Here is a 24,580-nt window from a genome sequence, read left to right as displayed (position 1 = left end):
TGCGGGGCCCGGCCCACAAACCGCGCCCACAGAAAGGGCATGGGGTGCCATACGGGACACCCGCCGTCTCCGGCGGGTCCGGCGGACCGGCATAGGGTGGTCGACCATGACATGGCTGATCACCGGCGGAGCCGGTTACATCGGGGCACACGTGGCGCGGGCCATGGCCGACGCCGGGGAGGACGTCGTCGCCCTGGACGACCTCTCGACCGGGGTGGCGGCCCGTCTGCCCGCCCGGATCCCCCTGGTCGAGGGTTCCTGTCTGGACGGTGCCCTGCTCAGGAGGGTGCTGGCGGAGCACGCGGTGACCGGGGTGGTGCACCTGGCCGCGCGCAAGCAGGTCGCCGAGTCGGTGGCGCAGCCCACCCGGTACTACCGGGAGAACGTGGGCGGTCTCGCCACGCTGCTGGAGGCGGTCGCCGAGGCGGGCGTCGGCCGCTTCGTGTTCTCCTCGTCCGCGGCGGTGTACGGCGACCCCGGTGTGGACCTCATCACGGAGGACGCGCCCTGCGCCCCGGTGAACCCGTACGGCGAGACCAAGCTGGCCGGGGAGTGGCTGGTGCGGGCGGCGGGCCGGGCGCACGGGATCTCCACGGTGTGCCTGCGCTACTTCAACGTGGCGGGTGCGGCGGCTCCGGAGCTGGCCGACCTGGGGGTGTTCAACATCGTGCCGATGGTCTTCGACCGGCTCACCCGGGGCGAGGCCCCCCGCGTCTTCGGCGACGACTACCCGACGCCGGACGGCACCTGCGTGCGTGACTACATCCACGTGGCCGACCTGGCCGAGGCCCATCTGGCGGCGGCCCGCCGGCCGGCCGGCGGCGGTGCGGACGGCGATCTGACGGTGAACGTGGGGCGGGGCGAGGGCGTCTCGGTGCGCGAGCTGATCGGGGTCATCTCCGAGGTGACCGGTGACCGGCGCACCCCGGTGGTGGAGGCGCGGCGGCCCGGTGACGCCCCGCGTGCGGTGGCGTCGGCGGCGCTGGCGGCGGAGCGGCTGGGCTGGACGGCCCGGCGCGGGGTGCGCGAGATGGTCGAGTCCGCCTGGCTCGGCTGGCAGCTGCACCACGGCGGCTGACGCGGCGGGCCCGTGCGGACTGTTCCGCGCCGTCGGCCGGTGGCCCGCCGGGAGCCGTGCCACGCGCGCGGGGCCGGCGTCGCACCGTGTGTGACCTGGTCGACATTTCCGCAGGTCACGGCACATGACAACGGTGTTCAGTGCCGCGTTGCAGATACCCCCTCCCCGTAGTTGACTGTGGTCCGGACGGGTCACGGAAGGACGGTTGGTCATGGGGGCTGGGCACGCTCACGGGCACGGTCACGGCGCGTCGGGCGGTGGCACGGCGAGCGCGGCGTACCGCGGCAGACTGCGCGCGGCGCTGGCGATCACGCTCGGGGTCATGGTGGTCCAGATCGTCGGCGGACTGATGGCCGACTCGCTCGCCCTGGTCGCCGACGCGGCCCACATGGCGACGGACGCGGTGGGCCTGGGCATGGCCCTGCTGGCGATCCACTTCGCGAGCCGTCCCCCCAGCGAGCGCCGCACCTTCGGGCTCGCCCGGGCGGAGATACTCGCCGCCCTGGCCAACTGTCTGCTGCTGCTCGTCGTCGGCGGCTACGTGCTCTACGAGGCGGTCGAGCGGTTCGTCACCCCGGCCGACACCAAGGGCGGTCTGGCGCTGGTGTTCGGCGCGATCGGCCTGGTCGCCAACCTCGTCTCGCTGATGCTGCTGATGCGCGGGCAGAAGGAGAGCCTGAACGTGCGCGGCGCCTTCCTGGAGGTGGCGGCGGACGCCCTCGGTTCGGTCGCGGTGATCCTGTCGGCCGTGGTGATCCTCACCACCGGCTGGACGGCCGCCGACCCGATCGCCTCGCTGGCGATCGCCCTGATGATCGTGCCCCGCACCCTGAAGCTGCTGCGGGAGACGCTGGACGTGCTGCTGGAGGCCGCCCCCAAGGGGGTGGACATGGCCGAGGTCCGCGCCCACATCCTCGCGACGGACGGTGTCGAGGACGTCCACGACCTGCACGCCTGGACCATCACCTCCGGGATGCCGGTCCTCTCCGCGCACGTGGTCGTCAGCCCCGAGGTCCTCAACGCCCTGGGGTACGAGAAGATGCTGCACGAGCTGCAGGGCTGCCTCGGCGACCACTTCGACGTGGAGCACTGCACCTTCCAGCTGGAGCCACGCGGTCACGCGGAGCACGAGGCGCGGCTCTGCCACTGAGGCGCGGTTCTGCGGCCCGGGGCGGCTCCGCCACGGAGGGCCGGTCCGGCGACGGGGGCGGCTCCGCCGTTGAGGCGCGGTTCGGTGACCGGGGCGGCTTCGCCGCTGAGGTGCGGTCCTGCGGCCCGGGGGCGGCTCCGCCGCTGAGGCGGCGGGGGCGCGTGGGGCGCCGCCCGGCGCGGGGGCTGTCCTCCGCACCACCCCCGGGGGCGCGGTTCCGCGCCCCCGGTCACGGGCATGATCGCCACCGGGGCCCCTTCCGGCCCGACCGTGCACCGGCCGGGACATGCGGGGCGTGCGTCGAGTGCCGGTGCGCCGGACCGGTACGGCAGACTTGGGGCGCGAAGACCGAGTGAAGGATGGGTATGCCGATCACACCTGCCACCGCGACGCACGACGCGTCGAACGGCACCTCTGAGGCGATTCTGCTGGAGCTGGTCGACGAGAACGGCGAGACGATCGGCACCGCGGAGAAGCTCTCCGCCCATCAGCCACCGGGCCGGCTGCACCGGGCGTTCTCGGTGTTCCTGTTCGACGAGCGGGGCCGGCTGCTGCTGCAGCAGCGGGCGCTGGGCAAGTACCACTCCCCCGGCGTGTGGTCCAACAGCTGCTGCGGCCATCCCTACCCGGGCGAGGCACCGTTCGCCGCCGCCGCCCGGCGCACCTACGAGGAGCTGGGCATCTCCCCCACGCTGCTCGCGGAGGCGGGCACGGTCCGCTACAACCACCCCGACCCGGCGTCGGGCCTGGTGGAGCAGGAGTTCAACCACCTGTTCGTCGGCATGGTCCAGTCGGCGCTGCGCCCCGACCCGGAGGAAGTGGCGTCGACGGCGTTCGTCACCCCGGACGAACTGACCGAGCGGCACGGCCGCGACACGTTCTCGGCGTGGTTCATGACGGTGCTGGACGCGGCGCGCCCGGCGGTGCGCGAGCTGACGGGGTCGTCGGCGGGCTGGTGACCGGCAGCTCGGAGCCGGAAAGGTGACGAGCGCCGGCACGCGGCGGTGACGAGCGCCGACGCGCCCGACGGGCCGGCCCCGTGGAGGGTCGGCCCGGTCGGGCGCGGTCGGCACGTCGGGCAGGCAGGCCGAAGGGGGTGGCCGAACGTGTCAGCCCGACTCGCCCGGCCGGACGCGTCGTCCGGACGTGCTGGTCAGATCTGCCGGGCCGGGGCAGCGGGCTTGAGCGGCAGGGTGGCCCAGATCACCTTGCCGCCGCTCGCCGTGTGCGCGACGTCGCACACGCCGCCCGCCTCGCCGGTGATCTCCCGGACCAGCAACAGGCCCCGGCCGCCGGTGCGGGCGTGGTCGGTCTCCAGGGCGGTCGGGCGGTAGGGGTGGTTGTCCTCGACGGCCACCCGCACCCACTCGGCGCCGACGGCGACCTCCACGGCGAGCGTCGGGGAGAGCAGGGCGGCATGGCGCACCGCGTTGGTGACCAGTTCCGAGACGATCAGCAGCAGGCCGTGGGCGACGTCGTCGGTGACCGGCACCCCCTGCCGCAGCAGCAGGTCCCGCACGGCGCGGCGCGCTTGCGGCACCGAGGCGTCGACGGCGGGGGCGGTGAACCGCCACACACCTTCGTACGGCAGCGGTTCGACGGTCCCGGTGTCGGCGGGACCGTCCGCGCCCTGCGGGCGTGGGCCGGACCCGCGCCCTTGATCGTCCATCGACCGGTCGCCACCCTCGCGCTCGATTGTCACCACACGTCGAGTGTTGGTAACGCGGCACTCCGCACCGAAGTCCTGAACAGAAGTCAGCGCATATCGAGCAGGCGCGACCGAATCTGCTCGAACCACCCACACAAGCGACCGTTCCCGCCCGCCCCGCGGCGTCTTGGGGAACTATTCGGGTTGTACGGGTTTGACCGGAGGCGCCCCGGGCCCCGGAGACCGCCCCTCGGACGCGGAACCACCGGGGCCGATGGGGCCGTCGGGGCCACCGCCAGGACCGGCGGGACCGGCAGGCCCGCCCTGACCGGCAGCCCCGGCAGCACCGGCTGCACCCCCCGAACCGGCAGCACCGCGGGCCCCCGCGTGACCACCGGACGCGGCGTCGCCGCCCTCCGCCCCGGCCAGCCGCCCGGAGACCATGCCGACGATGCGGCGTCCCCCGTACCCGGTGGCGATCAGGCCCAGGCCGTCGAAGAGCAGGGCCAGGGAGAAGAAGGTCCCGATGACGTACTGGCTGCTGCTCGGCCAGGAGGCGAGGACCAGGATGCCGAGGAGCAGGCCGAAGGCGCCCTGGACGAGGGTCCAGCCGAACTGCGGACCGCGCACCACGAGACTGCCCACCATCCGGAAGACGCCGCCGGTCAGGAAGAGCAGCGCGGCGAACATGGTCAGCGCCTCGGCCGCGGCCTCGGGCGTCCGGAGGATCACCACGCCGGCGGCGATGTTCAGGGCGGCGACGACCACGCCGAGCCAGAAGAAGTTGGTGTGCCGGGCCTGCACCGCGTGCAGCAGACCGACCACACCCCCGACCAGCAGCAGCCAGCCGAACAGCAGCATCGACGTGAGCGTGGCGACCCCGGTGTACACGAGGCCGACCAGGCCCGCGACGACCAGGACGACACCGAGCACCGCGAGCCAGCCGAAGCCCCGGCTGAGTTTGGCGGCCTCGTCGTGCGGGGTGGTGGACTTGCCCATCTTCGCCTCCTCGATCCCCCTCCTCCCTCCTGGTCCCCCTTCGTCCGGGGGTCGTAACACCCCCGTACTCCGGTCGGGCCGGGCCGCCCACCAGGGGCGCCGTCCGCGGCGGTGGACCGCGGCGGTTAGCATCCGGCGCATGGAACAGCAGCTACTGCACGGCGTCACCGACGCGGTCGCCACGGTCGTCATCAGCAACCCGGCCAAGCGCAACGCCATGACGGCGGACATGTGGGCCGCCCTGCCGCCGCTGCTGCGCTCGCTGGCCGACGACCCCGCCGTGCGGGTCCTGGTGCTCACCGGGGCGGGCGGTACGTTCTGCGCCGGGGCGGACATCTCCTCGCTCCAGGGGTCGCCGCGTGAGGCGCAGCGGCTCGCCGTGGAGGCCGAGGAGGCCCTCGCCGCCTTCCCCAAGCCGACGCTGGCCGCAGTGCGGGGCCACTGCGTGGGCGGGGGCTGCCAGCTGGCGGCCGCCTGTGACCTGCGGTTCGCCGAGGAGGGGGCCGCGTTCGGGGTGACACCGGCGAAGCTGGGCATCGTGTACCCGGCGTCCTCCACCCGGCGGCTGGTGTCGCTGGTGGGCCCGGCCACCGCCAAGTACCTCCTGTTCTCGGGCGAGTTGATCGACGCCGGGCGGGCGCTGCGCACCGGTCTGGCCGACGAGGTGGTGCCGCCGGACGAACTGGACCGGCGCGTGGCGGAGTTCGCCGGGATCCTGACCTCCCGTTCGCAGTTGACGCAGGCCGCGGCGAAGGAGTTCGCGGACGGCCGCACCGACCGGGACGCGCACTGGGAGGCGCAGGCCCTCGGGAGCGGGGACACCGCGGAGGGCGTGGCCGCGTTCCTGGAGCGCCGCCCACCGCGCTTCACCTGGGCGGCGTCGGCCGATTGAGGCGGGGCCCCGTCCTCCGGCCCGTCCCACAGGGTCCGCGCGGCCCCCGCCTCACCGGAGCAGGAAGCGGCTCCGGGCACGCAGGCGCTCGACGAGGGGCACGGGGGCCTTCTCGGGAGACCCGGCGTCGTACGGCGGCCGCGGGTCGTACTCCACCGGCGCCGGTGAAGACCTCGAGCGGGCCGGTGACGTCGAGGCTCTGGACCTCGTCGAAGAGGACGACCAGGACGGTTCGCATGCCGTCGATTCTTCGGGGTCGCCGGTGAGGGCCGCAAGGACGAGCAGCCCACCTTTCCTGCCATCCCCGGTACCGGGGAGGACGAGCGTACCGACCAGTCGGTAACGTGCGGGCATGACGACGACCTCACCCCTGCCCGAGCGCGCCGGCCGGCGCTGCCACAACCTGCTCAACGTCCTGCACTCGACGCACTACTTCTCCCCCGACCTGGAGCGGGAGCTGGCCGCCGTGGGGGTCGGTGATCCGCGGGCGGCCTACTTCGCGGTGCGCGCGGCGGCCATGGGGCCGGTGGCGGCGCCGGTGGTGACGGCCGCCTTCTTCAATTTCCGGCCCGAACTGGTCGCCCGGCACGTCCCGGCCGTCTGGGACACCGCCGCGCCGCCCGTGGTCCTCGCGGCGCGCACGCGGGCGGTGGACGCGACGCTGCGGCGGTTGCTGGGCGAGGAGGTGGCCGGGGCCGGGGAGGTGGCCGAGGCGGCGGAGCTGGCGCTGCGCGCCGCCGAGGCGTGCAGCCCCGTCGCGCGCCCGCTGTACGCGGCGCACGCCGGGCTGCCGGTGCCCGAGGAGCCGCATCTGGCGCTCTGGCACGCGGCGACCCTGCTGCGCGAGCACCGCGGGGACGGTCACCTCGCCGCCCTGCTCGCCGCGGAGCTGGACCCGTTGGAGGCCCTGGTCAGTCACACGGCGACGGGCAAGGGCATGGCACCGCAGTGGGCGCTCGGCACCCGTGGCTGGGAGCGCGCGGACTGGGACGCGGCGGTGGAGCGGCTGCGGGCGCGGGGGCTGCTGGACGGCGAGGGGAACCTGACGGACGCCGGGGTGGCGCTGCGCCGGGAGCTGGAGGCCGAGACGGACCGGCTGGACCGGGCGCCGTACGAGCACCTGGGAGCGGCGGGCGTCGCACGCCTCACCGAGCTGGCGTCGGACCTGGCCGGCCGGGCGCTGGCGGCCGGCGCGTTCCCGGCGGGCATGGTCGGCAGGGGCTGAGGGTACCCGCAGGTCTCCCGGCACGCCCGTCGGGAGGACGAAAGGGGAATCCAGTGTTCCGAGCCATCGCAGATGTCCTGCGGCAGATCGGCGGTGCCATCGCCACGGTCGTGACCCTGCCGTTCCGTGCCGTCGCCCGCCTCTTCGGCGGCGCGTCGAGCAGCACCCGGCGCGCCTGAGCCCGGGTCCCCGGACGCGGGGCGGCACCGCCGCTCCGCGCCGCCCGGGGACTCGGGGCTCCCTGGTCCCGCGACTGTCCGTGCGGCCTGTCAGAATTGCCGCGCAAGCCGGAACGGATAAGGCGGTACGGGATCGTGACGACACCCCCCACAGGGTCCATCGAAGGCAGGATCGCCGAGGAGCTCGGCGTACGGGAGCGGCAGGTCAGAGCAGCGGTGGAGCTGCTCGACGGCGGTTCGACGGTGCCCTTCATCGCCCGCTACCGCAAGGAGGCCACCGAGATGCTCGACGACGCGCAGCTGCGCGCCGTCGAGGAGCGGTTGCGCTATCTGAGGGAGCTGGAGGACCGGCGCACGGCGATCCTGGAGTCGGTGCGCGAACAGGGCAAGTTGACCGAGGAGCTGGAGGCCCGCATCCGGGGCGCCGAGACGAAGGCGCGCCTGGAGGACGTCTATCTGCCGTACAAGCCCAAGCGGCGCACCAAGGCCCAGATCGCCCGGGAGGCGGGGCTGGAGCCGCTGGCGGAGGGGCTGCTCGGCGACCCGGGCGTCGAACCGCTCGCCGCGGCCGCCGCGTTCGTCGACGCTGGCAAGGGCGTCGCGGACCCGCAGGCCGCCCTGGACGGGGCGCGGGCGATCCTCACCGAGCGGTTCTCGGAGGACGCCGACCTGATCGGCGAACTGCGCGAACGCATGTGGGTGCGCGGGCGGCTGGCCGCCCGGGTGCGGGAGGGCAAGGAGGAGGCGGGCGCCAAGTTCGCCGACTACTTCGACTTCGCCGAGCCGTTCACCGACCTGCCCTCGCACCGGATCCTGGCGATGCTGCGCGGCGAGAAGGAGGAGGTCCTGGACCTCGTCCTGGAGCCGGAGGAGCCCACGGACGGCCCGTCCTCCTACGAGGGCGTCGTGGCCCACCGGTTCGGCATCGCCGACCGGGGGCGCCCGGGCGACACGTGGCTGCTGGACACGGTCCGCTGGGCCTGGCGCACCCGCATCCTGGTCCACCTCGGCATCGACATCCGGCTCAGGCTGCGCACCGCCGCCGAGGACGAGGCGGTCCGGGTCTTCGCGGCCAACCTGCGCGACCTGCTGCTGGCCGCCCCGGCGGGCACCCGCGCCACGCTCGGCCTGGACCCGGGCTTCCGTACGGGCGTGAAGGTCGCCGTGGTCGACGCGACCGGCAAGGTCGTCGCCACCGACGTGATCCATCCGCACGTCCCGGCGAACCGGTGGGACGAGGCGATCGCCCGGCTGGCGCGGCTCGCGAAGGAGCACGCGGTCGAGCTGATCGCGATCGGCAACGGCACCGCATCCCGGGAGACCGACAAGCTGGCCGGTGAACTCATCGCCAAGCACCCCGAGTTGAAGCTGACCAAGGTGATGGTGTCGGAGGCCGGCGCCTCGGTGTACTCGGCCTCCGCCTTCGCCTCCCAGGAACTGCCGGACATGGACGTGTCCCTGCGCGGCGCGGTGTCGATCGCCCGGCGGCTGCAGGACCCGCTGGCCGAGCTGGTGAAGATCGACCCGAAGTCGATCGGCGTCGGCCAGTACCAGCACGATCTGTCCGAGGTGAAGCTGTCGCGCTCGCTGGACGCGGTGGTGGAGGACTGCGTGAACGGCGTGGGCGTGGACGTCAACACGGCGTCGGCCCCGCTGCTCGCCCGGGTCTCGGGCATCACGTCCGGGCTCGCCGAGAACATCGTCGCCCACCGGGACGGCAACGGCCCGTTCCGTTCCCGCGCCGAGCTGAAGAAGGTGCCGCGGCTGGGCCCGAAGGCGTACGAGCAGTGCGCGGGCTTCCTGCGGATCCGTGACGGCGAGGACCCGCTGGACGCCTCCAGCGTGCACCCGGAGGCCTACCCGGTGGTGCGGCGCATGGTGCGGGCGACCGGCCAGGAGGTCGGCTCGCTCGTCGGCAACACGGCGGTGCTGCGCTCGCTGCGCGCCGAGGACTTCGTGGACGAGACGTTCGGTCTGCCGACCGTCGGCGACATCCTGAAGGAGCTGGAGAAGCCGGGGCGCGACCCGCGTCCGGCGTTCCGGACGGCGGCGTTCAAGGAGGGCGTGGAGAAGATCTCCGACCTGTCCTCCGGCATGGTCCTGGAGGGCGTGGTGACCAACGTGGCCGCCTTCGGCGCCTTCGTGGACGTCGGGGTCCACCAGGACGGCCTGGTGCACGTCTCCGCGATGTCGAAGACGTTCGTCAAGGACCCGCGGGACGTGGTGAAGCCGGGCGACATCGTCAAGGTGAAGGTCCTCGACGTGGACATCCCGCGCAAGCGGATCTCGCTGACGCTGCGCCTGGACGACGAGGCGGCGCCGCAGGGCCGGCAGGAGCGGCAGGGCGACGGCGAGCGACGGCAGCGCGGCGGGCGCTCGCCGCAGCAGCGCCAGGGCCGCCGCGGTGCCGGGGGCGGGGGCGGGGGACGTCAGGCGGCGCCGCCCGCGAACAGCGCGATGGCCGACGCCCTGCGCCGCGCGGGTCTGGTGGACCCGAAGCAGGGCCGCCGCTGACGGACCCCGCCCGGCGGGGCGGAGGAGACAGGACGGCCCCGGGGGGACGGCGCCAGCGCGCCGTCCCCCCGGGGCCTCGGTGTGCGCCGTCAGTGCTTGCCGATGGGGTCGCCCTCCACGTCGGTGCCACGGCCGGGACCGATGCGGAGTTCGAACTCGCCGTCGTACTTCCGGTGCCCCTCGATGACGGCCAGGTCGACCGCCTCGGAGCCCATCTCGCCGCGCACGATGAGCGGGTCGCGGCGCAGGTCGCGCATGAGGGCCACGCACATGAAGATCATGACGACCACGAACGGTGCCGCCGCGAGGATGGTGAGGTTCTGCAGACCGGTCAGCGCGTCGCCCTGACCGCTGCCCACGAGCAGCATGATCGCGGCGACCGCACCGGTGGCCACGCCCCAGAACACCACGACCAGGCGGCTCGGTTCGAGGGAGCCGCGCTGCGAGAGGGTGCCCATGACCACCGAGGCGGCGTCGGCGCCCGACACGAAGAAGATGCCGACGAGGATCATCACCAGCAGGCTGGCGGCGGTGGCGATCGGGAACTCGTTGAGCACCGCGAACAGCTGGCCCTCGGGCGTCGATTCGTCCGCGAGCCGGCCCTGCTCCTGCAGCTTCATCGCCGAGCCGCCGAAGACCGCGAACCAGATCAGGCTGACGGTGCTGGGCACCAGGATGACGCCGCCGACGAACTGACGGATCGTCCGGCCCCGGCTGATGCGGGCGATGAACATGCCCACGAAGGGCGTCCAGGAGATCCACCACGCCCAGTAGAAGACGGTCCAGCTGCCCAGCCAGTCCGCGACGCCGTCCCCGCCGGCGGCCTCGGTGCGGCCGGCCAGCTGGGGCAGCTCGCCCAGGTAGGAGAAGACGGAGGTGGGGATCAGGTCGAGCACGATGATCGTGGGCCCGGCGGCGAACACGAACAGGGCGAGCACCAGGGCCAGCACCATGTTGGTGTTGGACAGCCACTGGATGCCCTTCTCGACACCGGAGACCGCGGACGCGACGAACGCGGCGGTCAGCACGGCGATGATGCTGACGAGCAGTCCCGTACTGACCTTCTCCATCCAGCCGAGTTCCTGCACACCGGAGCCGATCTGCAGCGCGCCCAGCCCGAGCGAGGCCGCCGAACCGAAGATGGTGGCGATGATGGCGAGCATGTCGATGACCCGGCCGCCGACGCCGTTCGACGCCTTCTCCCCGATCAGCGGCGTGAACACGGCGCTGATGGTCTGCCGGCGGCGCCGGCGGAAGGTGCTGTAGGCGATGGCCAGTCCGACCACGGCGTAGATCGCCCAGGGGTGGAGCGTCCAGTGGAACAGGGTGGTCGCCATGGCGACCTCCATGCGCTGGCCGGAGTCGGCGGGGCCGGTGCCCGGCGGGGGGTCCACGTAGTGCGCCAGCGGCTCGCTGACGCCGTAGAACATCAGGCCGATGCCCATGCCGGCGCTGAACATCATGGCGACCCAGGACACGGTGCGGAACTCGGGTTCCTCGCCCTCCGCACCGAGGCGGATCCTGCCGTAACGGCTCGCCGCGAGCCACAGGGCGAAGACGACGAAGCCGGACGCGGCCAGCATGAAGGCCCAGCCGCCGTTGTGCATCAGCCCGCTCAGCGCGCTGCCGGAGACGTCCTGGAGGGAGTCGGTCCACACCGCGCCCCAGACGACGAACGCCAGGGTGAGCACCGCGGTGACCCCGAACACGACCCGGTCGGTGCGCGGTCGCCCCCTGCCGGGCAGTCCCGCTTCCGATCCCGGCAGCAGCGGACCGGCCGGGGTCTCCTTGTCCTTCTGTTGGTCGTGTGTCACAGGCGGCACCTTTCATCGAGCCGATGGGGCAGCGTATGCCCCTCCCGCCATGCCCCTACCACTCCGGACGCGATATTCACCTCTTCCACAGCACGCTTCGGTCTCACTGTGGGCACGGGCGGCACTCGGGCCCCCTTCGGCGCGGATGCCCCTGGTGCCCCGGGTGCCCCCGCGGGCGCGGGACGGCGATACTGCTGCCCATGACGACCGACACCGAGGGGCCCCGCGGGGGTGCCGCAGCGGCCCCGGGCCCGGACAGCGAGGAACCGGCCCTGACGGTCGACGAACTGGCGGCGCGGGCGGGCGTCACCGTGCGCACGGTCCGCTTCTACGGCACCCGGGGCCTGCTGCCGCCGCCCGCGATCGGGCCGCGCCGGGTGGGCCGGTACGGCAGGGAGCACCTGGCGCGGCTGGCGCTCATCGAGGAGCTGCAGCGCCAGGGCATGACGCTGGCGGCCATCGAGCGCTACCTGAGCCGGCTGCCGGCGGACCTGAGCGCGCGGGAACTGTCGCTGCAGCGGGCGGTGGTGGCGTCCTGGGCGCCGGACGCGGTGGAGACGGTGTCCCGGGCGGAGCTGGAACGTCGGGCGGGGCGCGCGCTGTCGGACGAGGACGTGCGGCGCCTGGCGGCGGTGGGGGTGGCCGAACCGGACGGCGACGCCTTCCGGGTGGACACCGGCCTGCTGCGGCTCGGCGTGGAGCTGCTGGACGTGCCGCTCGCCGAGGAGACGGTCCGGGAGGCCCGCGCCGTGCTCGTGGAGCACTCCCGCGCCGCCGCCCGCGCCCTGTCGGGGCTGCTGCGGGACGCGGTCGCCGAGCGGGGGACGCGGGACGCGCGGTCGCTGTCCGCCCACATGCACCCGCTCGTGGTGCAGGCCCTGCTGACCTCGTTCCAGCGGTCCCTGCGGGAGGAGCTGCGGGAGTGGATCGACGAGGGCTGACGGCCGCCGGGCGGGCCCTAGGCCCCGCTCGCCCCGACGGCCCCGCCCCCGTACCGGCGCACACGTCGGTACGGGGGCGGGGGCGCGGTCCGGGCCGGCTCAGCGGGCGTCCGTGAACACCTCGCCGCGCTCGGCCTTCTCCACCAGCAGCGCCGGCGGGGTGAAGCGCTCGCCGTAGCGGTCGGCGAGCTCCCGGGCGCGGGCCACGAAGCCGGGCAGGCCGCCCTCGTAGCCGTTGATGTACTGGAGCACGCCGCCGGTCCAGCCCGGGAAGCCGATGCCCAGGATCGAACCGATGTTGGCGTCGGCGACCGAGGTCAGCACGCCCTCCTCCAGCAGCCGCACCGTGTCCAGCGCCTCGGAGAACAGCATCCGTTCCTGCATGTCCCGGAAGGGGATCTCGTGCCCGGGGCGGGTGAAGTGCTCGCGCAGGCCCGGCCACAGCGCACCGCGCCGGCCGTCCTCGCCGTACTCGTAGAACCCGGCGCCGCCGCTGCGCCCGGTGCGCCCGAACTCGTCGACCATGCGGTCGACGACCGTCTCGGCGGGGTGCGGGGTCCAGGTGCCGCCGGCCTCCTCGACGGCCCGCCGGGTTTGCTGGCGGATCCGGCGCGGCAGGGTGAGGGTCAGCTCGTCCATCAGGGAGAGCACCTTGGCGGGGTAGCCGGCCTGGGCGGCGGCCTGCTCGACGGAGGCGGGTTCGATGCCCTCGCCGACCATGGCGACGCCCTCGTCGATGAAGCGGCCGATGACGCGGGAGGTGAAGAAGCCCCGCGAGTCGTTGACCACGATCGGGGTCTTGCGGATCTGCCGGACCAGGTCGAAGGCGCGGGCCAGCGCCTCGTCGCCGGTGCGCTCGCCCTTGATGATCTCGACCAGCGGCATCTTGTCGACGGGCGAGAAGAAGTGCAGGCCGATGAAGTCGTCCTGGCGCTCGACGCCCTCGGCGAGGGCGGTGATGGGCAGCGTGGAGGTGTTGGAGCAGAGCAGGGCGTCGGGGGCGACGACGTCCTGGATCTCCTGGAACACCTTGTGCTTGAGGGCGGTGTCCTCGAAGACCGCCTCGATCACGGCGTCGCAGCCGGCCAGGTCGGCCGCCTCGGCGGTGGGCGTGATGCGGGCGAGCAGGGCGTCCGCCTTCTCCTGGCTGGTGCGGCCCTTGGCGACGGCCTTGGCGCAGAGCTTCTCGGAGTAGCCCTTGCCCTTGACGGCCGCCTCCGGGGAGACGTCCTTGAGGACGACGTCGATGCCGGCGCGGGCGCAGGAGTAGGCGATGCCGGCGCCCATCATCCCGGCGCCGAGGACGGCGACCCGGCGCACCGGGCGGGCCTCGATGCCGCTCGGGCGGTTGGCACCGGAGTTGACGGCCTGGAGGTCGAAGAAGAACGCCTGGATCATGTTCTTCGCGGTCTGTCCGACGGCCAGGTCGACGAAGTAGCGGGACTCGACGACCTGGGCGGTCTCGAAGTCGACCTGGGCGCTCTCGACGGCCGCGGCGAGGATGTTGCGCGGGGCCGGGTAGGGGGCGCCGTTGGTCTGCTTGCGCAGGGTGGCGGGGAACGCGGGCAGGTTGGCGGCGAACTTCGGGTTCGACGGGGTGCCGCCGGGGATGCGGTGACCGGGCCGGTCCCAGGGCTGGGCGGACTCGGGGTGGGCGTCGATGAAGGCGCGGGCCTTGGCGAGGAGTTCGTCCGCGGTCTCGGCGACATCGTCGACCAGGCCGTTCTCCAGGGCGCGCCGGGGGCTGTACTGGGTGCCCTGGAGGAGGACCTTGAGCAGGGCGTCGGCGATGCCGAGCATGCGCACGGTGCGGACGATGCCGCCGCCCCCGGGGAGCAGGCCGAGGGTGACCTCGGGGCAGCCGATCCGGGAGCCGGGTGCGTCGAGCGCGATGCGGTGGTGGCAGGCCAGGGCGATTTCGTAACCGCCGCCGAGGGCCGCTCCGTTGAGGGCGGCGACGACGGGCTTGCCGAGGGTCTCGATGCGGCGCAGCTGCCGCTTGATGGCCATGCTGCTGTCGAACATCTCCTGCGCCGTCTCGGGGGTGACCCGGATCAGGTCGCGCAGGTCGCCGCCGGCGAAGAAGGTCTTCTTGGCGGAGGTGAGGATGACGCCGCGGATGGAGTCCTTCTCGGCCTCCAGGCGGTCGGTGATCACGGCGAGGGAGTCGCGGAACGCCTGGTTCATGGTGTTCGCGGACTGGTCGGGGTCGTCGAGGACGAGGGTGACGACACCGCTGCGGTCCTGTTCCCAGCGGATGGTGGTGCTCTGGGTCATGTGAGGGTCTCCGGGTCTGCGTAGGAGGGCGCGGGCGGGCGCAGGAGCGTGCTGGGATCAGAGGCGTTCGACGATAGTGGCGATGCCCATGCCGCCGCCGACGCACAGGGTGGCCAGTCCGTAGCGCTTGTCCCGGCGCTCCAGTTCGTCGACGAGGGTGCCGAGGATCATCGCGCCGGTCGCGCCCAGCGGGTGACCCAGTGCGATGGCACCGCCGTTGACGTTGACCTTGTCCAGCGACAGGCCCATGTCCTTCACGAAGCGCAGCACGACCGCGGCGAACGCCTCGTTGATCTCGACGAGGTCGATGTCGTCGATGGTCAGCCCGGCCTTGGCGAGCGCCTTGCGGGTGGCGGGCGCGGGCCCGGTGAGCATGATGGTGGGCTCGGAGCCGGACACGGCGGCGGAGACGATGCGCGCGCGGGGCGTGAGGCCGGCCCGTTCTCCGGCCTCCTTGGAGCCGATGGCGACGAGGGCGGCGCCGTCGACGATGCCGGAGGAGTTGCCCGCGTGGTGGACGTGGTCGATCTTCTCCACCCAGTGGTACTTCTGCAGCGCGACCGCGTCGAAGCCGCCCAGGGCGCCGATGTCCGCGAAGGACGGCTTGAGCTTCGCGAGGGAGTCGGCGGTGGTGCCGGGGCGCAGGTGCTCGTCGTGGTCGAGGACGACCAGGCCGCTGCGGTCCTTCACGGGGACGACGGACCGCGCGAAGCGGTTCTCCTTCCAGGCGGTCGCCGCGCGCTCCTGGGAGAGGGCCGCGTACTCGTCGACGTCGCGCCGCGAGAAGCCCTCGATGGTGGCGATCAGGTCGGCGCCGATGCCCTGCGGGACGAAGTTGACGGCGAGGTTGGTCATCGGGTCGTTGAACCAGGCGCCGCCGTCGGAGGCCATCGGCACCCGGGACATCGACTCGACGCCGCCCGCGAGGACGAGGTCCTCCCAGCCGGAACGGACCTTGGCGGCGGCCAGGTTGACCGCTTCGAGACCGGAGGCACAGAAGCGGTTCTCCTGCACGCCGGCGACCGTGTCGGGCAGTCCGGCGGCGATGGCCGCGGTCCGGGCGATGTCGGAGCCCTGGTCGCCGACCGGGCTGACCACACCGAGGACGATGTCGTCGACGGCGGCCGGGTCCAGGCCCGGGAAGCGGTCGCGGATCTCGTGGATGAGCCCCACGACCAGGTCGATGGGCTTGGTGCCGTGCAGGGCGCCGCTTGCCTTGCCGCGTCCGCGCGGGGTGCGGATCGCGTCGTAGACGTACGCTTCGGTGCTCACGGGGAGGCCTTTCGCTGAGGGTTCGAGGGCGGGGGCAGCAGTCGGGGGACGTCCCAGTCGTGGGCCACGCCCTCGGTGTCGGCGCCCGGCCGGGCGGGCCCGGTGCGGACGGTGGTGGGGGTGGCGGAGAACCGCGGCGCGGGTGCGGGCTGGGTGAGGCCCCCGCTGTCGGTGAAGGTGCCGCGGGCCGCCAGGTGCGGGTGGCGGGGGGCCTCGGTGAGGGAGAGGACGGGCGCGACGCAGGCGTCGGAGCCCTCGAAGACGGCCGTCCACTCCTCGCGGGTGCGTGTGAGGAAGCGGGCGGCGACCCGCTCGCGCAGGGCGGGCCAGCGGGTGGGGTCGGTACGCGTCCCGGGCTCGTCCTCGACGCCGAGGAGGCGCAGGAACTCGGCGTAGAACCGCGGTTCCAGCGCGCCGACCGCCATGTGCCGGCCGTCGGCGGTCTCGTAGGTGCCGTAGTACGGGCAGCCGCCGTCGAGGAGGTTGGCGCCGCGCCGGTCCTGCCAGGCTCCGGCGGCGAGCATGCCGTGGATCATCGAGGAGAGGTGCGCGGTGCCGTCGACGATGGCGGCGTCGACGACCTGGCCGGTGCCGGTGGCCCGCGCGTGGTGCAGGGCGGCGAGGACGCCGAGGGCCAGGTAGAGGGAGCCGCCCGCGTAGTCGCCGAGCAGGTTGGCGGGGGCGGACGGTGGCCGGTCGGGGTCGCCGGTGAGGCCGAGGGTGCCGGTGAGGGCGATGTAGGCGATGTCGTGGCCCGCGCGGTCGGCGAGGGGGCCGTCCTGGCCCCAGCCGGTCATCCGGCCGTAGACCAGGCGCGGGTTGCGGGCGTGGCAGTCGGCGGGGCCGATGCCGAGGCGTTCGGCGACCCCGGGGCGGAAGCCCTCGACGAGGATGTCGGCGCGGGCCGCCAGGTCGAGCACCCGGCCGGGACCGTCGGCTGCCTTGAGGTCGACGATCACGGAGCGCTTGTTGCGGTTGGTGACGTCGTACGCCGGGTCGATGCCCAGGCCGGGGCCGCCGGGCCGGTCCACCCGGACCACGTCGGCCCCCAGGTCGGCGAGGAGCATGGCGGCGAAGGGGCCGGGGCCGATGCCGGCCAGTTCGACCACGCGCACCCCGGCGAGCGGGCCGTGCCCCGGCGTCGTCGCCTCCGTCATCGAGCCCCCAGCAGTCCGTGACACGACCGATGTAACACCCGTGATGTTAAGAACACGTTCCACCCGGCACAAGACCGGACGAGCAAGCGCTTAGACACTTTACGCCGGGGCGGCGCCCCCGCGCCCGGCCCGGCCGTCGTCCAGGAGCGCGGCCAGGCGCTTCGGCGCGATGGTGCGGTAGCTCTCCTCCACCCAGTCGCAGAGCACCTCCGCCGACGGGGCGCCCACCGGCTCCAGCGGCACCCGGACCCAGCCGGACCGGCCCAGGCCGTAGCGGGCCGGCTCGGCACCGGGACAGGCCAGGGCGTGCGCGTGGGCCGTCTCGTCGGTCAGCTTCACGGTCACGCCGAAGGGGTGGCTGCCGTCGTTCATCCCGAGGAAGACGAACACCTTCTTGTCGACCTTGGCGACGCTCTGCCCCCATGGGTGCTCCTCGGCCGCCTTCCGGCAGCCCCAGGGCGTACGCACGCACCTTCCCACTTCTTCAGGGCGTTCCTGGACACGGCCATCGGCTTCCTCCGGGCTCGTCGTCGTCTTCCGCCCTCCACACGCTAGCCTCGGCCACCGACAGCGGCGCGGCTGCACGAGCAAGGGGTGTGCTGCACGACCAAGGGGTGTCATGAGCAGGCTGAACAGGACCGACCGTCCGTACGACATCGTCCTCTTCGGGGCCACCGGCTTCGTCGGGAGACTGACCGCGGAGTACCTCGCCGCCCACGCCCCGGACGGGCTGCGCTGGGCCGTCGCCGGCCGCAGCGAGGAGAAGCTGGAACGCCTGCGGGACGGCCTGCCCGGTGCCGCCCGTCCGGGACTGCTGCGGGCCGACGTGTCCGACCCGGCCTCGCTGCGCGCGCTCGCCGAGCAGGCGCACGTGGTCGCCACCACGGTCGGCCCCTACATCCGGTACGGCGAGGAACTGGTCGCCGCCTGCGCGGACCTGGGCACCGACTACGTCGACCTGACCGGCGAGCCCGAGTTCGTGGACCTGATGTACGTGCGGTACGACACGCGGGCCCGGGAGACCGGGGCCCGGCTGGTGCACGCCTGCGGCTTCGACTCCGTGCCGCACGACCTGGGGGCGTACTTCACCGTGCGCAGGCTGCCGCAGGGGGTGCCGCTGACCGTGGACGGCTTCGTGACCGCCGACGCGGCCTTCTCCGGCGGCACCTTCGCCTCCGCCCTCCACCAGATGTCCCGGCACCGGCAGCTGCGGGCGGCGGCCCGGGACCGGCGGCGCCACGAGCCCCGGCTGGTCGGCCGCCGGGTGTCCGCCCCCACGGGCGGGGCCCGCTACGCCCCGGAGGTGGACGCGTGGGCGCTGCCGCTGCCCACCATCGACGCACAGGTCGTCCGCCGTTCGGCCAAGGCCCTCGACGTCTACGGCCCCGACTTCCGCTACCGGCACTACGCGGCGGTGCGGCACCTGCCCGTCGCGCTGGGCGGGGTGGCGGCGGTGGGCGCGCTGGCCGCGGCGGCCCAGGTGGCGCCGGTGCGGCGGCTGCTGTCCGCCCGGCTCGCACCGGGCGACGGGCCGAGCGAGCAGAAGCGGGCCCGCAGCTGGTTCCGCGTCCGCTTCGTCGGCGAGGGCGGCGGACGGCGGGTCTGCACCGAGGTGTCGGGCGGCGACCCGGGCTACGACGAGACGGCGAAGATGCTCGCCGAGGGCGCGCTCAGCCTGGCCCTGGACGACCTGCCGCCCACGTCGGGACAGGTCACGACGGCCGTGGCGATGGGCGACGCGCTGATCGACCGGCTGACCGCGGCGGGCATCCGCTTCCGCGTCGCCGACACACGCTGACGGGACGGACGGGACGGGGCGGTGGCGGACGGGGCGGACGGGGCGGCGGCGGACGCCACCGTGCGGCGACCGCCGTTGTCCCCCGCGCCCCGCGTCGGCCCCTCCCCGGCAGCAGGGTGGCCTCGGATCGTCCCGCCCGAGGTCGCGCACCGGGGTCCGCCGCCGGCCGGAACGCTACGCGCCCGAGGCGTCCCGCGCCCGTGCCAGCGCCCGGCGGCACAGCGCGTCCGCCCGCCGGGTGGTCTCCGGGAGGCGGTGGGCGGGGGTCAGCGCGAGGGTGTGGGCGCAGGCGTTGTCCAGGTCCACGCGGTGGCCGACCGAGACGTAGACCGGTTTGACGCCGTCCCGGGTGCGCAGGGCTCGGCCCACCTCCTCGGCACCGTCGAGCAGGGGGCTGCTGCTGCCGCGCGGGGCTGCCGGGTCGGCGTGGGTGAAGGTGAACGGGTTCTTCGCGACGCCGATGGCCGGCAGCCCGGTGAGCACGCCGAGGTGGGCGGCGAGACCGAAGCGGCGGGGGTGGGCGAGGCCGTAGCCGTCGCACACCACCAGGCCGGGCGGACCGGGCAGGGCGTCCAACGCGGCGAGGACCGCGGGGAGTTCACGGAAGGCCAACAGGCCGGGAACGTAGGGGAAGGCGACCCGGCCGACGGCCGTGGCCTCGGCGACCACGTCGAGGGTCGCGGCGTCCAGGACCACGGCCGCCGCCGCGACCACGTCCCGGGCGTCGTCGTAGGCCACGTCCACCCCGGTGACCCGGCCGCTGCCGGGCGGCGGGCCCGGCTCGTCGCGCACCACCCGCGTGCGCAGCGCCTCCTGGACCGCGCGCGCCTCGTTCTCGGTGGCGGGCCAGCCGGGCGGGAGGTGAACGGTCGTCATGATGGGCGTCAGCCTAGACCGTCGCCCGCACGCGGCGGGGGTGCCCGGAGGGCTCCGGGCACCCCCGCCGCGGGGTCACCTGCCGAGAGTCGGCCGAGGGGTCGGGGGCCGGTCCGAGGGGTCGGTGGTCGGGGGCCGGCCCGAGGGGTCGGTGGTCGGGGGCCGGCCCGAGGGGTCGGTGGTCGGGGGCCGGCCCGAGGGGTCACTTGTCGAGGGCCCGCTGCAACTGGCTCTTGTTCATGCTCGAACGGCCTTCCACGTTGCGCCGCTTGGCCTCCTCGTACAGCTGGTCGTAGGTGGGGCCCTGGGAGCCCTTCCCGGACCGCTGACCGCCCCGCTTGCCGGACGACATGTCCTGGGTCGAGGTGCGGCTGGCGGTCTTCGACTCGCCGGAGCGGGCGCGTTCCTTGTTCACCGTCCGCGCGGCGATCTCCTTGGCGCGGCCGGTGCTCTCGCCCCGGTCCTTCGCGCTCTCCTTGATGTGCTCGTACTGGCGCTCCCGCTTGGGGCTGGAACCGCGTGGCATGTCCGCTCCCTTCCTTCCGGGCCCGCTCCGAGTCCCGTCCGGTCTCCTCGGGCCCCTTGGCATCCCGTCGAGCCCCGTCGAGTCCCGTCGAGTCCTTCCGGATCCCTTTAGGTCCCGTCGGGTCCCGTCGGGTCCCGTCGGGTCCGTCGAATCCATCGGGTCCTTTCGCTGTCGCGCCTCGGGTACCCCGCTCCGCCCGGGTCACGGCTGTCCGGCTCCGCGACGGTGTCACGGCCGGTCCGTCGGCTGGGGGCGGCGGGCCCCGAGATGGGCGGACAGTCCCGGGAAACCTCCGACGGGCCGCCCGGCGCGGGCGTGCGCGCGCCCCGGCGGGCGAGAGCCGTGTCACTCGGGTGCATGAAGGCGGTGACAGAGGTCACTCGGTTCGGGTGTGCACGGATTGGCTGATTCCGTCGTCTCTTCCAGTAGCCGGCCCGATCCGCCCCGGAAGCCCGTCCAGCCGTCACGAGGGAGCAAGGCGTTGTCCACCGTCATCGAGCAACCCGTCGAGGCCCGACTCGTCGCCGCCGCGCCACGGATGCCGAACATCCCCGCCACGCTGCACTACGACCGCAGCGACCCGTTCGCCGTCCGGATGACCTTCCCGGCGCCCGCCACGCTGGAGGGCGTCGACGTGTGCTGGACCTTCTCCCGCGAGCTCCTCACCGCGGGGCTCCAGGGCCCGGAGGGTCACGGGGACGTCCGGGTGCGGCCCTACGGCTACGACCGCACGGTGCTGGAGTTCCACGCCCCGGAGGGCACCGCCGTGGTGCATGTGCGCTCGGGTGACGTGCGGCGGTTCCTGGAGGCCACGAGCGAACTCGTGCCGGCCGGCCGGGAGCACCTCCAGCTCGACCTGGACCACGGCCTCGCGGAACTGATGCGCGACGCCTGCTGAGGCGCGGCTCGCGGCACCGGGCCCGGGGCGGGCGGGAGGCGGCCGGGGCGCGAGCCTCGCGGCGGGGTGCCGTCCCGCGGCCGGGTGCGCACCGCCCTGCGCACGGGGTGCGCCCGGCTGCGGTTCGCCGAGGGCGACGGACGGCCGGCCGCGCGGACCTGTGACGCGGTCGCGGGTCGCCCGGGTGGGTGCGGAGGGCCGGTGTCGGCGGCGGGTCAGACGCGCCCGGCGGTTCGGGTAGGCCCGGCGGTTCGGGTAGGCCCGGCGGTTCGGGTAGGCCCGGCGGACTCGGCGGACCCGGCGGACCCGGCGGGAGCGTGAGCCCGGGTGGCGGTCCGGGTGCCCAGCGGAGGCGTTCCGGGTGGGCAGGTGGTGGGCGGGAGCGGGCGCCCCGGCGGTGAACTCCCCCGGCGAGCGTCGGCGGAGGGCCGCCCCTGCGACTCGGCGAACGCCCGCCCCGGTGGATGGCGGGCCCCGGGGCCAAGGGCGGACGGCCGCCCCAGCCGACACCGGTCGCGGTGGACAGCGCCCCCGGTGCACGGCGGCCCGGAGGCAAGGGGAGCCGCCGTCCGCCGGGGCCGCCCACCGCCCACCGCACACCGGGCGCCGACCTCCCCGGTGCGCGCCGTTGTCAGCCTCCCGATGCGAGGGAAGGAGCGGCGGCCGTGGACGCCGCCGATCGCAGGCCGCGGACGATCTCACCGAGGGCCGGGCCCGCCCCGGTGCCCTCCTGAGCGGCCGCCGGCCCGGTGAGCCCGGCCAGCAGGTCGTCCACCCGCCGCTCCCGGGCGGCCCGGTCGTCGGCGGTCCGGAGCGTGCGCAGCCCGGCCGCGGCGCCCAGGAGGGCGGCGACCGCGTCCGCGCGCGGGACGTCCCCCGCCGGTTCCCGGCCGTCGAGCACGGCCCGGACCCGTTCCTGCAGGGCGGCGGCGCGGGCGACGCCGGCGAGGGCGTACTCGACCGACGGGAAGATCCCCAGCACCCGTCGCCGCCGGGCCCGCAGCACGCCGTCCGCCACCAGCTGCTCGCGCACCCCGTCGCAGGTGTGGCGGGCCCGGAGCGTCACCCAGGCCCTCCAGCGGTGCGGGCAGGACTCGCTGACCAGTTCCAGGAGCCCGTCGAGCACGGCGTCCCCCGTGCGGGCGTCCAGGCCGACGGGCGTGACGATGCCGTCGTCGTCGACCAGCAGTCCGCGCCGGGCCAGCTCCGCGAGGGCGCCGGCCCGGACCAGGGGCGGCAGGCGGGCCGGTTCGTCGACGGTGAGCCGGTCGGTGTCCCAGGCCAGCAGGAACAGCCGGGCCGGCAACGTGAGCGGACCGTTGGTCACGGGGCCTCCTCGGGACGGACGGGCGGGGACGAGCGGGACGGCGGACGGCGGACGGCGGACGGCGGACGGCGGACGGCGGGGAGCGGGCAGCGGGACGGAGGAAAATGCGTTGACGGCCGTCACGGGCGTTCCTACGGTGTGACGTGGATCTGTTGCCGTCGAAGGGAGAGGGACGTTGCTCGTCTGAGGTTCTGGGACACCGCGTCACACCCCGTGCGGGTGTGCGCTGCGTGCGACCTCGGCGTTCGAGCCGTCCCCAGGGAACCGGGTTGTCCTTCTCGGCCCGTCCTTCCTCCCGGGTGTCCGGTGGTTCCGGTCGTCGCCCCGCGGTGTCTCGATACGCGTGTGCCCCCGACCGCATCGAGCAACCGTGGAGACCCGTATGTCTTCTTCTGTCACTGTCACCTCCCTGTCCTACTCCTGGCCCGACGGCACCCCGGTCTTCGACGGCCTGGACGCCGCCTTCGGCGCCGGCCGCACCGGGCTGGTCGGCGTCAACGGCTCCGGCAAGTCCACCCTGTTGAAGCTGCTGGCCGGAGAACTGACCCCCATGGGCGGCACCGTCCGGACCGTCGGCGAGGTGGGCCATCTGCCGCAGAACGTCACCCTCGACACGACGCTCCGGGTCGACGAGGCCCTCGGTGTCGCCACGCGCCGGGCCGCGCTGCACGCGATCGAGGCCGGTGACACGGCCGAGGAGCACTTCGAGACCGTCGGCGACGACTGGGACGTGGAGGAACGCGCCCTGGCGACCCTCGGCGAGCTGGGCCTGGGGCACCTCGGCCTGGACCGGACCGTCGGCGAGGTGTCCGGCGGCGAGTCGGTGCTGCTGCGGCTGGCCGCGCTGCTGCTGCGCCGGCCGGACGTGCTGCTGCTGGACGAGCCGACGAACAACCTGGACCTGTACGCGCGCAGACGGCTGTACGGGGCGGTGCGGGACTGGTCCGGGGTGATGGTGGTGGTCAGCCACGACCGCGAACTGCTCGAACTGGTCGACCAGATCGCCGATCTGCGGTCCGGCCGGATCGTCTGGTACGGCGGCAACCACACCGCCTACCAGGAGGCGCTGGCCGTGGAACAGGAGGCGGCCGAACGGATGATGCGGGTCGCCGAGTCGGACGTGCGCAAGCAGAAGCGCGAACTGGCCGACGCCCAGGTCAAACTGGCCCGCCGCAAACGGTACGGGCAGAAGATGTGGGACACCAAGCGCGAGCCGAAGATCGTGATGGGGGCGCGCAAGCGGGCGGCGCAGGAGTCGGCGGGCAAGCACCGGATCCTGCACGAGGAGCGGCTGGCCGAGGCGAAGGAGCGCCTCGACGAGGCGGCGGAGGCCGTCCGGGACGACGACGAGATCCGGGTGGAGCTGCCGTACACGGCGGTCCCACCGGGGCGCACCGTGCTGACCCTGCGGGACCTGGAGCTGGCGTACGGCTCTCGGGTGAGGGGCGAGGTGCAGCTGCGCGGGCCGGAACGGGTGGCGCTGATCGGGCGCAACGGGGCGGGCAAGACGACGCTGCTGCGCACGGTCGCCGGGGAGCTGGACCCGGTGGCGGGCGAGACGACGGTCCACGTCCCGCTGCGGTTCCTGCCGCAGCGGCTGGACGTCCTCGACGGGGAGCTGACGGTCGCGCAGAACGTGGCCCGGTTCGCCCCGGAGGCGACCAACAACCGGATCCGGGCGCGGCTCGCCCGCTTCTTGTTCCGGGGCGGCCGGGCCGACCAGCCGGCGTCCACGCTGTCCGGCGGCGAGCGGTTCCGTGCCGCCCTCGCCGCCCTGATGCTCGCGGAGCCCGCGCCGCAGCTGCTGATGCTGGACGAGCCCACCAACAACCTCGACATGGCGAGCGTCCGGCAGCTCACCACCGCGCTGGAGTCGTACGAGGGGGCACTGATCGTGGCCAGTCACGACCTGCGCTTCCTGCGCTCGGTCGGCATCACCCGGTGGTTGCTGATGGAGGAGGGAGAGCTGCGGGAAATCACGCCGGAAGCTGTCGGGTTTCCTGCCTAGC

Annotated in this window: 19 protein-coding genes and 3 pseudogenes; 11 read left to right on the top strand and 11 right to left on the bottom strand. The window is 74.1% G+C overall.

What is annotated here, in order from left to right; all coding sequences use genetic code 11:
• The first annotated feature begins 106 nt into the window (after nucleotides 1-106).
• The 3 genes from galE (at nucleotide 107) to idi (ending at nucleotide 3,187) form a co-directional block, all read left to right on the top strand.
• Entirely contained in the window at nucleotides 107-1,078 is a 972-nt protein-coding gene (gene galE, locus AC02VZ_RS21395; protein ID WP_476476142.1) for a UDP-glucose 4-epimerase GalE, read from the top strand.
• A gap of 211 nt (nucleotides 1,079-1,289) precedes the next feature.
• Nucleotides 1,290-2,228 (top strand): cation diffusion facilitator family transporter, encoded by a 939-nt coding sequence (locus tag AC02VZ_RS21390; protein WP_432055389.1) that lies wholly within the window; start codon nucleotides 1,290-1,292, stop codon nucleotides 2,226-2,228.
• A gap of 365 nt (nucleotides 2,229-2,593) precedes the next feature.
• The gene (gene idi / locus AC02VZ_RS21385; RefSeq protein WP_432055388.1) at nucleotides 2,594-3,187 is read left to right on the top strand and encodes an isopentenyl-diphosphate Delta-isomerase; all 594 of its coding nucleotides are present in this window, start codon (nucleotides 2,594-2,596) and stop codon (nucleotides 3,185-3,187) included.
• 194 nt (nucleotides 3,188-3,381) lie between these two features.
• Here the strand turns inward: idi and AC02VZ_RS21380 are convergent, their stop codons facing one another.
• Both AC02VZ_RS21380 and AC02VZ_RS21375 read right to left on the bottom strand, forming a co-directional pair.
• Nucleotides 3,382-3,897, bottom strand: a complete 516-nt coding sequence (locus tag AC02VZ_RS21380; RefSeq protein ID WP_432055406.1) for an ATP-binding protein — start codon at nucleotides 3,895-3,897, stop codon at nucleotides 3,382-3,384.
• A gap of 342 nt (nucleotides 3,898-4,239) precedes the next feature.
• A pseudogene (locus tag AC02VZ_RS21375) lies at nucleotides 4,240-4,875 on the bottom strand (HdeD family acid-resistance protein); the annotation flags it as partial.
• A 139-nt stretch (nucleotides 4,876-5,014) separates the two neighbouring features.
• Here AC02VZ_RS21375 and AC02VZ_RS21370 point away from each other — a divergent pair.
• Complete coding sequence (locus tag AC02VZ_RS21370) at nucleotides 5,015-5,767, top strand: enoyl-CoA hydratase/isomerase family protein (RefSeq protein ID WP_476476141.1); 753 nt, start codon at nucleotides 5,015-5,017, stop codon at nucleotides 5,765-5,767.
• Nucleotides 5,768-5,818: 51 nt separating this feature from the next.
• Here the strand turns inward: AC02VZ_RS21370 and AC02VZ_RS21365 are convergent.
• A pseudogene (locus AC02VZ_RS21365) lies at nucleotides 5,819-5,920 on the bottom strand (DJ-1/PfpI family protein); the annotation flags it as partial.
• Between the two features lie 199 nt (nucleotides 5,921-6,119).
• On the opposite strand from AC02VZ_RS21365, the gene AC02VZ_RS21360 reads away from it, so the two are divergent.
• The 3 genes from AC02VZ_RS21360 to AC02VZ_RS21350 all read left to right on the top strand — a co-directional run bounded on the left by AC02VZ_RS21360 (nucleotide 6,120) and on the right by AC02VZ_RS21350 (nucleotide 9,685).
• On the top strand, nucleotides 6,120-6,992 hold the full coding sequence (locus tag AC02VZ_RS21360; protein ID WP_476476140.1) for an SCO6745 family protein: 873 nt from the start codon (nucleotides 6,120-6,122) through the stop codon (nucleotides 6,990-6,992).
• A gap of 53 nt (nucleotides 6,993-7,045) precedes the next feature.
• On the top strand, nucleotides 7,046-7,171 hold the full coding sequence (locus tag AC02VZ_RS21355; protein WP_362095796.1) for an LPFR motif small protein: 126 nt from the start codon (nucleotides 7,046-7,048) through the stop codon (nucleotides 7,169-7,171).
• A 135-nt stretch (nucleotides 7,172-7,306) separates the two neighbouring features.
• The gene (locus AC02VZ_RS21350; RefSeq protein ID WP_476476139.1) at nucleotides 7,307-9,685 is read left to right on the top strand and encodes a Tex family protein; all 2,379 of its coding nucleotides are present in this window, start codon (nucleotides 7,307-7,309) and stop codon (nucleotides 9,683-9,685) included.
• 89 nt (nucleotides 9,686-9,774) lie between these two features.
• Here the strand turns inward: AC02VZ_RS21350 and AC02VZ_RS21345 are convergent, their stop codons facing one another.
• Nucleotides 9,775-11,499, bottom strand: a complete 1,725-nt coding sequence (locus AC02VZ_RS21345; RefSeq protein ID WP_362095801.1) for a BCCT family transporter — start codon at nucleotides 11,497-11,499, stop codon at nucleotides 9,775-9,777.
• A 200-nt stretch (nucleotides 11,500-11,699) separates the two neighbouring features.
• Between AC02VZ_RS21345 and AC02VZ_RS21340 the strand changes: the two genes are divergently transcribed.
• On the top strand, nucleotides 11,700-12,440 hold the full coding sequence (locus AC02VZ_RS21340) for a MerR family transcriptional regulator (RefSeq protein ID WP_476476138.1): 741 nt from the start codon (nucleotides 11,700-11,702) through the stop codon (nucleotides 12,438-12,440).
• Nucleotides 12,441-12,539: 99 nt separating this feature from the next.
• Here AC02VZ_RS21340 and AC02VZ_RS21335 read toward each other — a convergent pair whose 3' ends face one another.
• The 4 genes and pseudogenes from AC02VZ_RS21335 to AC02VZ_RS21320 all read right to left on the bottom strand — a co-directional run bounded on the left by AC02VZ_RS21335 (nucleotide 12,540) and on the right by AC02VZ_RS21320 (nucleotide 17,655).
• A complete protein-coding gene (locus AC02VZ_RS21335; protein WP_476476137.1) occupies nucleotides 12,540-14,717 on the bottom strand; it encodes a 3-hydroxyacyl-CoA dehydrogenase NAD-binding domain-containing protein in 2,178 nt (725 codons plus the stop codon).
• 57 nt (nucleotides 14,718-14,774) lie between these two features.
• Nucleotides 14,775-15,989, bottom strand: coding sequence for an acetyl-CoA C-acetyltransferase (locus AC02VZ_RS21330; RefSeq protein ID WP_476476136.1), 1,215 nt, complete (start codon nucleotides 15,987-15,989; stop codon nucleotides 14,775-14,777).
• On the bottom strand, nucleotides 15,986-17,146 hold the full coding sequence (locus AC02VZ_RS21325) for a CaiB/BaiF CoA transferase family protein (protein WP_432055381.1): 1,161 nt from the start codon (nucleotides 17,144-17,146) through the stop codon (nucleotides 15,986-15,988). The genes AC02VZ_RS21330 and AC02VZ_RS21325 overlap by 4 nt, the downstream gene beginning before the upstream one ends.
• A 99-nt stretch (nucleotides 17,147-17,245) precedes the next feature.
• Nucleotides 17,246-17,655, bottom strand: a pseudogene (locus AC02VZ_RS21320) (MmcQ/YjbR family DNA-binding protein).
• Between the two features lie 110 nt (nucleotides 17,656-17,765).
• On the opposite strand from AC02VZ_RS21320, the gene AC02VZ_RS21315 reads away from it, so the two are divergent.
• Entirely contained in the window at nucleotides 17,766-18,944 is a 1,179-nt protein-coding gene (locus AC02VZ_RS21315) for a saccharopine dehydrogenase family protein (RefSeq protein ID WP_432055379.1), read from the top strand.
• A 174-nt stretch (nucleotides 18,945-19,118) separates the two neighbouring features.
• Here AC02VZ_RS21315 and AC02VZ_RS21310 read toward each other — a convergent pair whose 3' ends face one another.
• Both AC02VZ_RS21310 and AC02VZ_RS21305 read right to left on the bottom strand, forming a co-directional pair.
• Complete coding sequence (locus tag AC02VZ_RS21310; RefSeq protein WP_476476135.1) at nucleotides 19,119-19,820, bottom strand: endonuclease V; 702 nt, start codon at nucleotides 19,818-19,820, stop codon at nucleotides 19,119-19,121.
• 202 nt (nucleotides 19,821-20,022) lie between these two features.
• Nucleotides 20,023-20,346: a plasmid stabilization protein gene (locus AC02VZ_RS21305; RefSeq protein ID WP_432055377.1), complete on the bottom strand. Its 324-nt coding sequence runs from the start codon at nucleotides 20,344-20,346 to the stop codon at nucleotides 20,023-20,025.
• Between the two features lie 481 nt (nucleotides 20,347-20,827).
• Here AC02VZ_RS21305 and ssgD point away from each other — a divergent pair, with 481 nt between their 5' ends.
• Nucleotides 20,828-21,244, top strand: coding sequence for a spore wall synthesis regulator SsgD (gene ssgD, locus AC02VZ_RS21300; RefSeq protein ID WP_432055376.1), 417 nt, complete (start codon nucleotides 20,828-20,830; stop codon nucleotides 21,242-21,244).
• 631 nt (nucleotides 21,245-21,875) lie between these two features.
• Here the strand turns inward: ssgD and AC02VZ_RS21295 are convergent.
• Nucleotides 21,876-22,571 carry a GOLPH3/VPS74 family protein gene (locus AC02VZ_RS21295; protein ID WP_432055375.1) on the bottom strand — a complete coding sequence of 232 codons (696 nt, stop codon included), beginning with the start codon at nucleotides 22,569-22,571 and terminating at the stop codon, nucleotides 21,876-21,878.
• Between the two features lie 382 nt (nucleotides 22,572-22,953).
• Between AC02VZ_RS21295 and AC02VZ_RS21290 the strand changes: the two genes are divergently transcribed.
• Complete coding sequence (locus tag AC02VZ_RS21290; RefSeq protein ID WP_476476134.1) at nucleotides 22,954-24,579, top strand: ABC-F family ATP-binding cassette domain-containing protein; 1,626 nt, start codon at nucleotides 22,954-22,956, stop codon at nucleotides 24,577-24,579.
• The last annotated feature ends 1 nt before the right edge of the window (nucleotide 24,580 follow it).

The organism is Streptomyces sp. 3-6, from assembly GCF_056323165.1.
Note: the sequence above shows the minus strand (reverse complement) of the source record. Positions and strands in the feature narration are given on the sequence as shown.

What these genes read in the sequence shown, in the direction of transcription:
- galE (WP_476476142.1), top strand. Translation starts at nt 107, where the DNA reads ATGACATGGCTGATCACCGGCGGAGCCGGTTACATCGGGGCACACGTG.
- AC02VZ_RS21305 (WP_432055377.1), bottom strand. Translation starts at nt 20,346, where the DNA reads ATGCCACGCGGTTCCAGCCCCAAGCGGGAGCGCCAGTACGAGCACATC.
- AC02VZ_RS21325 (WP_432055381.1), bottom strand. Translation starts at nt 17,146, where the DNA reads ATGACGGAGGCGACGACGCCGGGGCACGGCCCGCTCGCCGGGGTGCGC.
- AC02VZ_RS21370 (WP_476476141.1), top strand. Translation starts at nt 5,015, where the DNA reads ATGGAACAGCAGCTACTGCACGGCGTCACCGACGCGGTCGCCACGGTC.
- AC02VZ_RS21340 (WP_476476138.1), top strand. Translation starts at nt 11,700, where the DNA reads ATGACGACCGACACCGAGGGGCCCCGCGGGGGTGCCGCAGCGGCCCCG.
- AC02VZ_RS21380 (WP_432055406.1), bottom strand. Translation starts at nt 3,897, where the DNA reads ATGGACGATCAAGGGCGCGGGTCCGGCCCACGCCCGCAGGGCGCGGAC.
- AC02VZ_RS21290 (WP_476476134.1), top strand. Translation starts at nt 22,954, where the DNA reads ATGTCTTCTTCTGTCACTGTCACCTCCCTGTCCTACTCCTGGCCCGAC.
- AC02VZ_RS21315 (WP_432055379.1), top strand. Translation starts at nt 17,766, where the DNA reads ATGAGCAGGCTGAACAGGACCGACCGTCCGTACGACATCGTCCTCTTC.
- idi (WP_432055388.1), top strand. Translation starts at nt 2,594, where the DNA reads ATGCCGATCACACCTGCCACCGCGACGCACGACGCGTCGAACGGCACC.
- AC02VZ_RS21390 (WP_432055389.1), top strand. Translation starts at nt 1,290, where the DNA reads ATGGGGGCTGGGCACGCTCACGGGCACGGTCACGGCGCGTCGGGCGGT.
- AC02VZ_RS21360 (WP_476476140.1), top strand. Translation starts at nt 6,120, where the DNA reads ATGACGACGACCTCACCCCTGCCCGAGCGCGCCGGCCGGCGCTGCCAC.
- AC02VZ_RS21310 (WP_476476135.1), bottom strand. Translation starts at nt 19,820, where the DNA reads ATGACGACCGTTCACCTCCCGCCCGGCTGGCCCGCCACCGAGAACGAG.
- AC02VZ_RS21335 (WP_476476137.1), bottom strand. Translation starts at nt 14,717, where the DNA reads ATGACCCAGAGCACCACCATCCGCTGGGAACAGGACCGCAGCGGTGTC.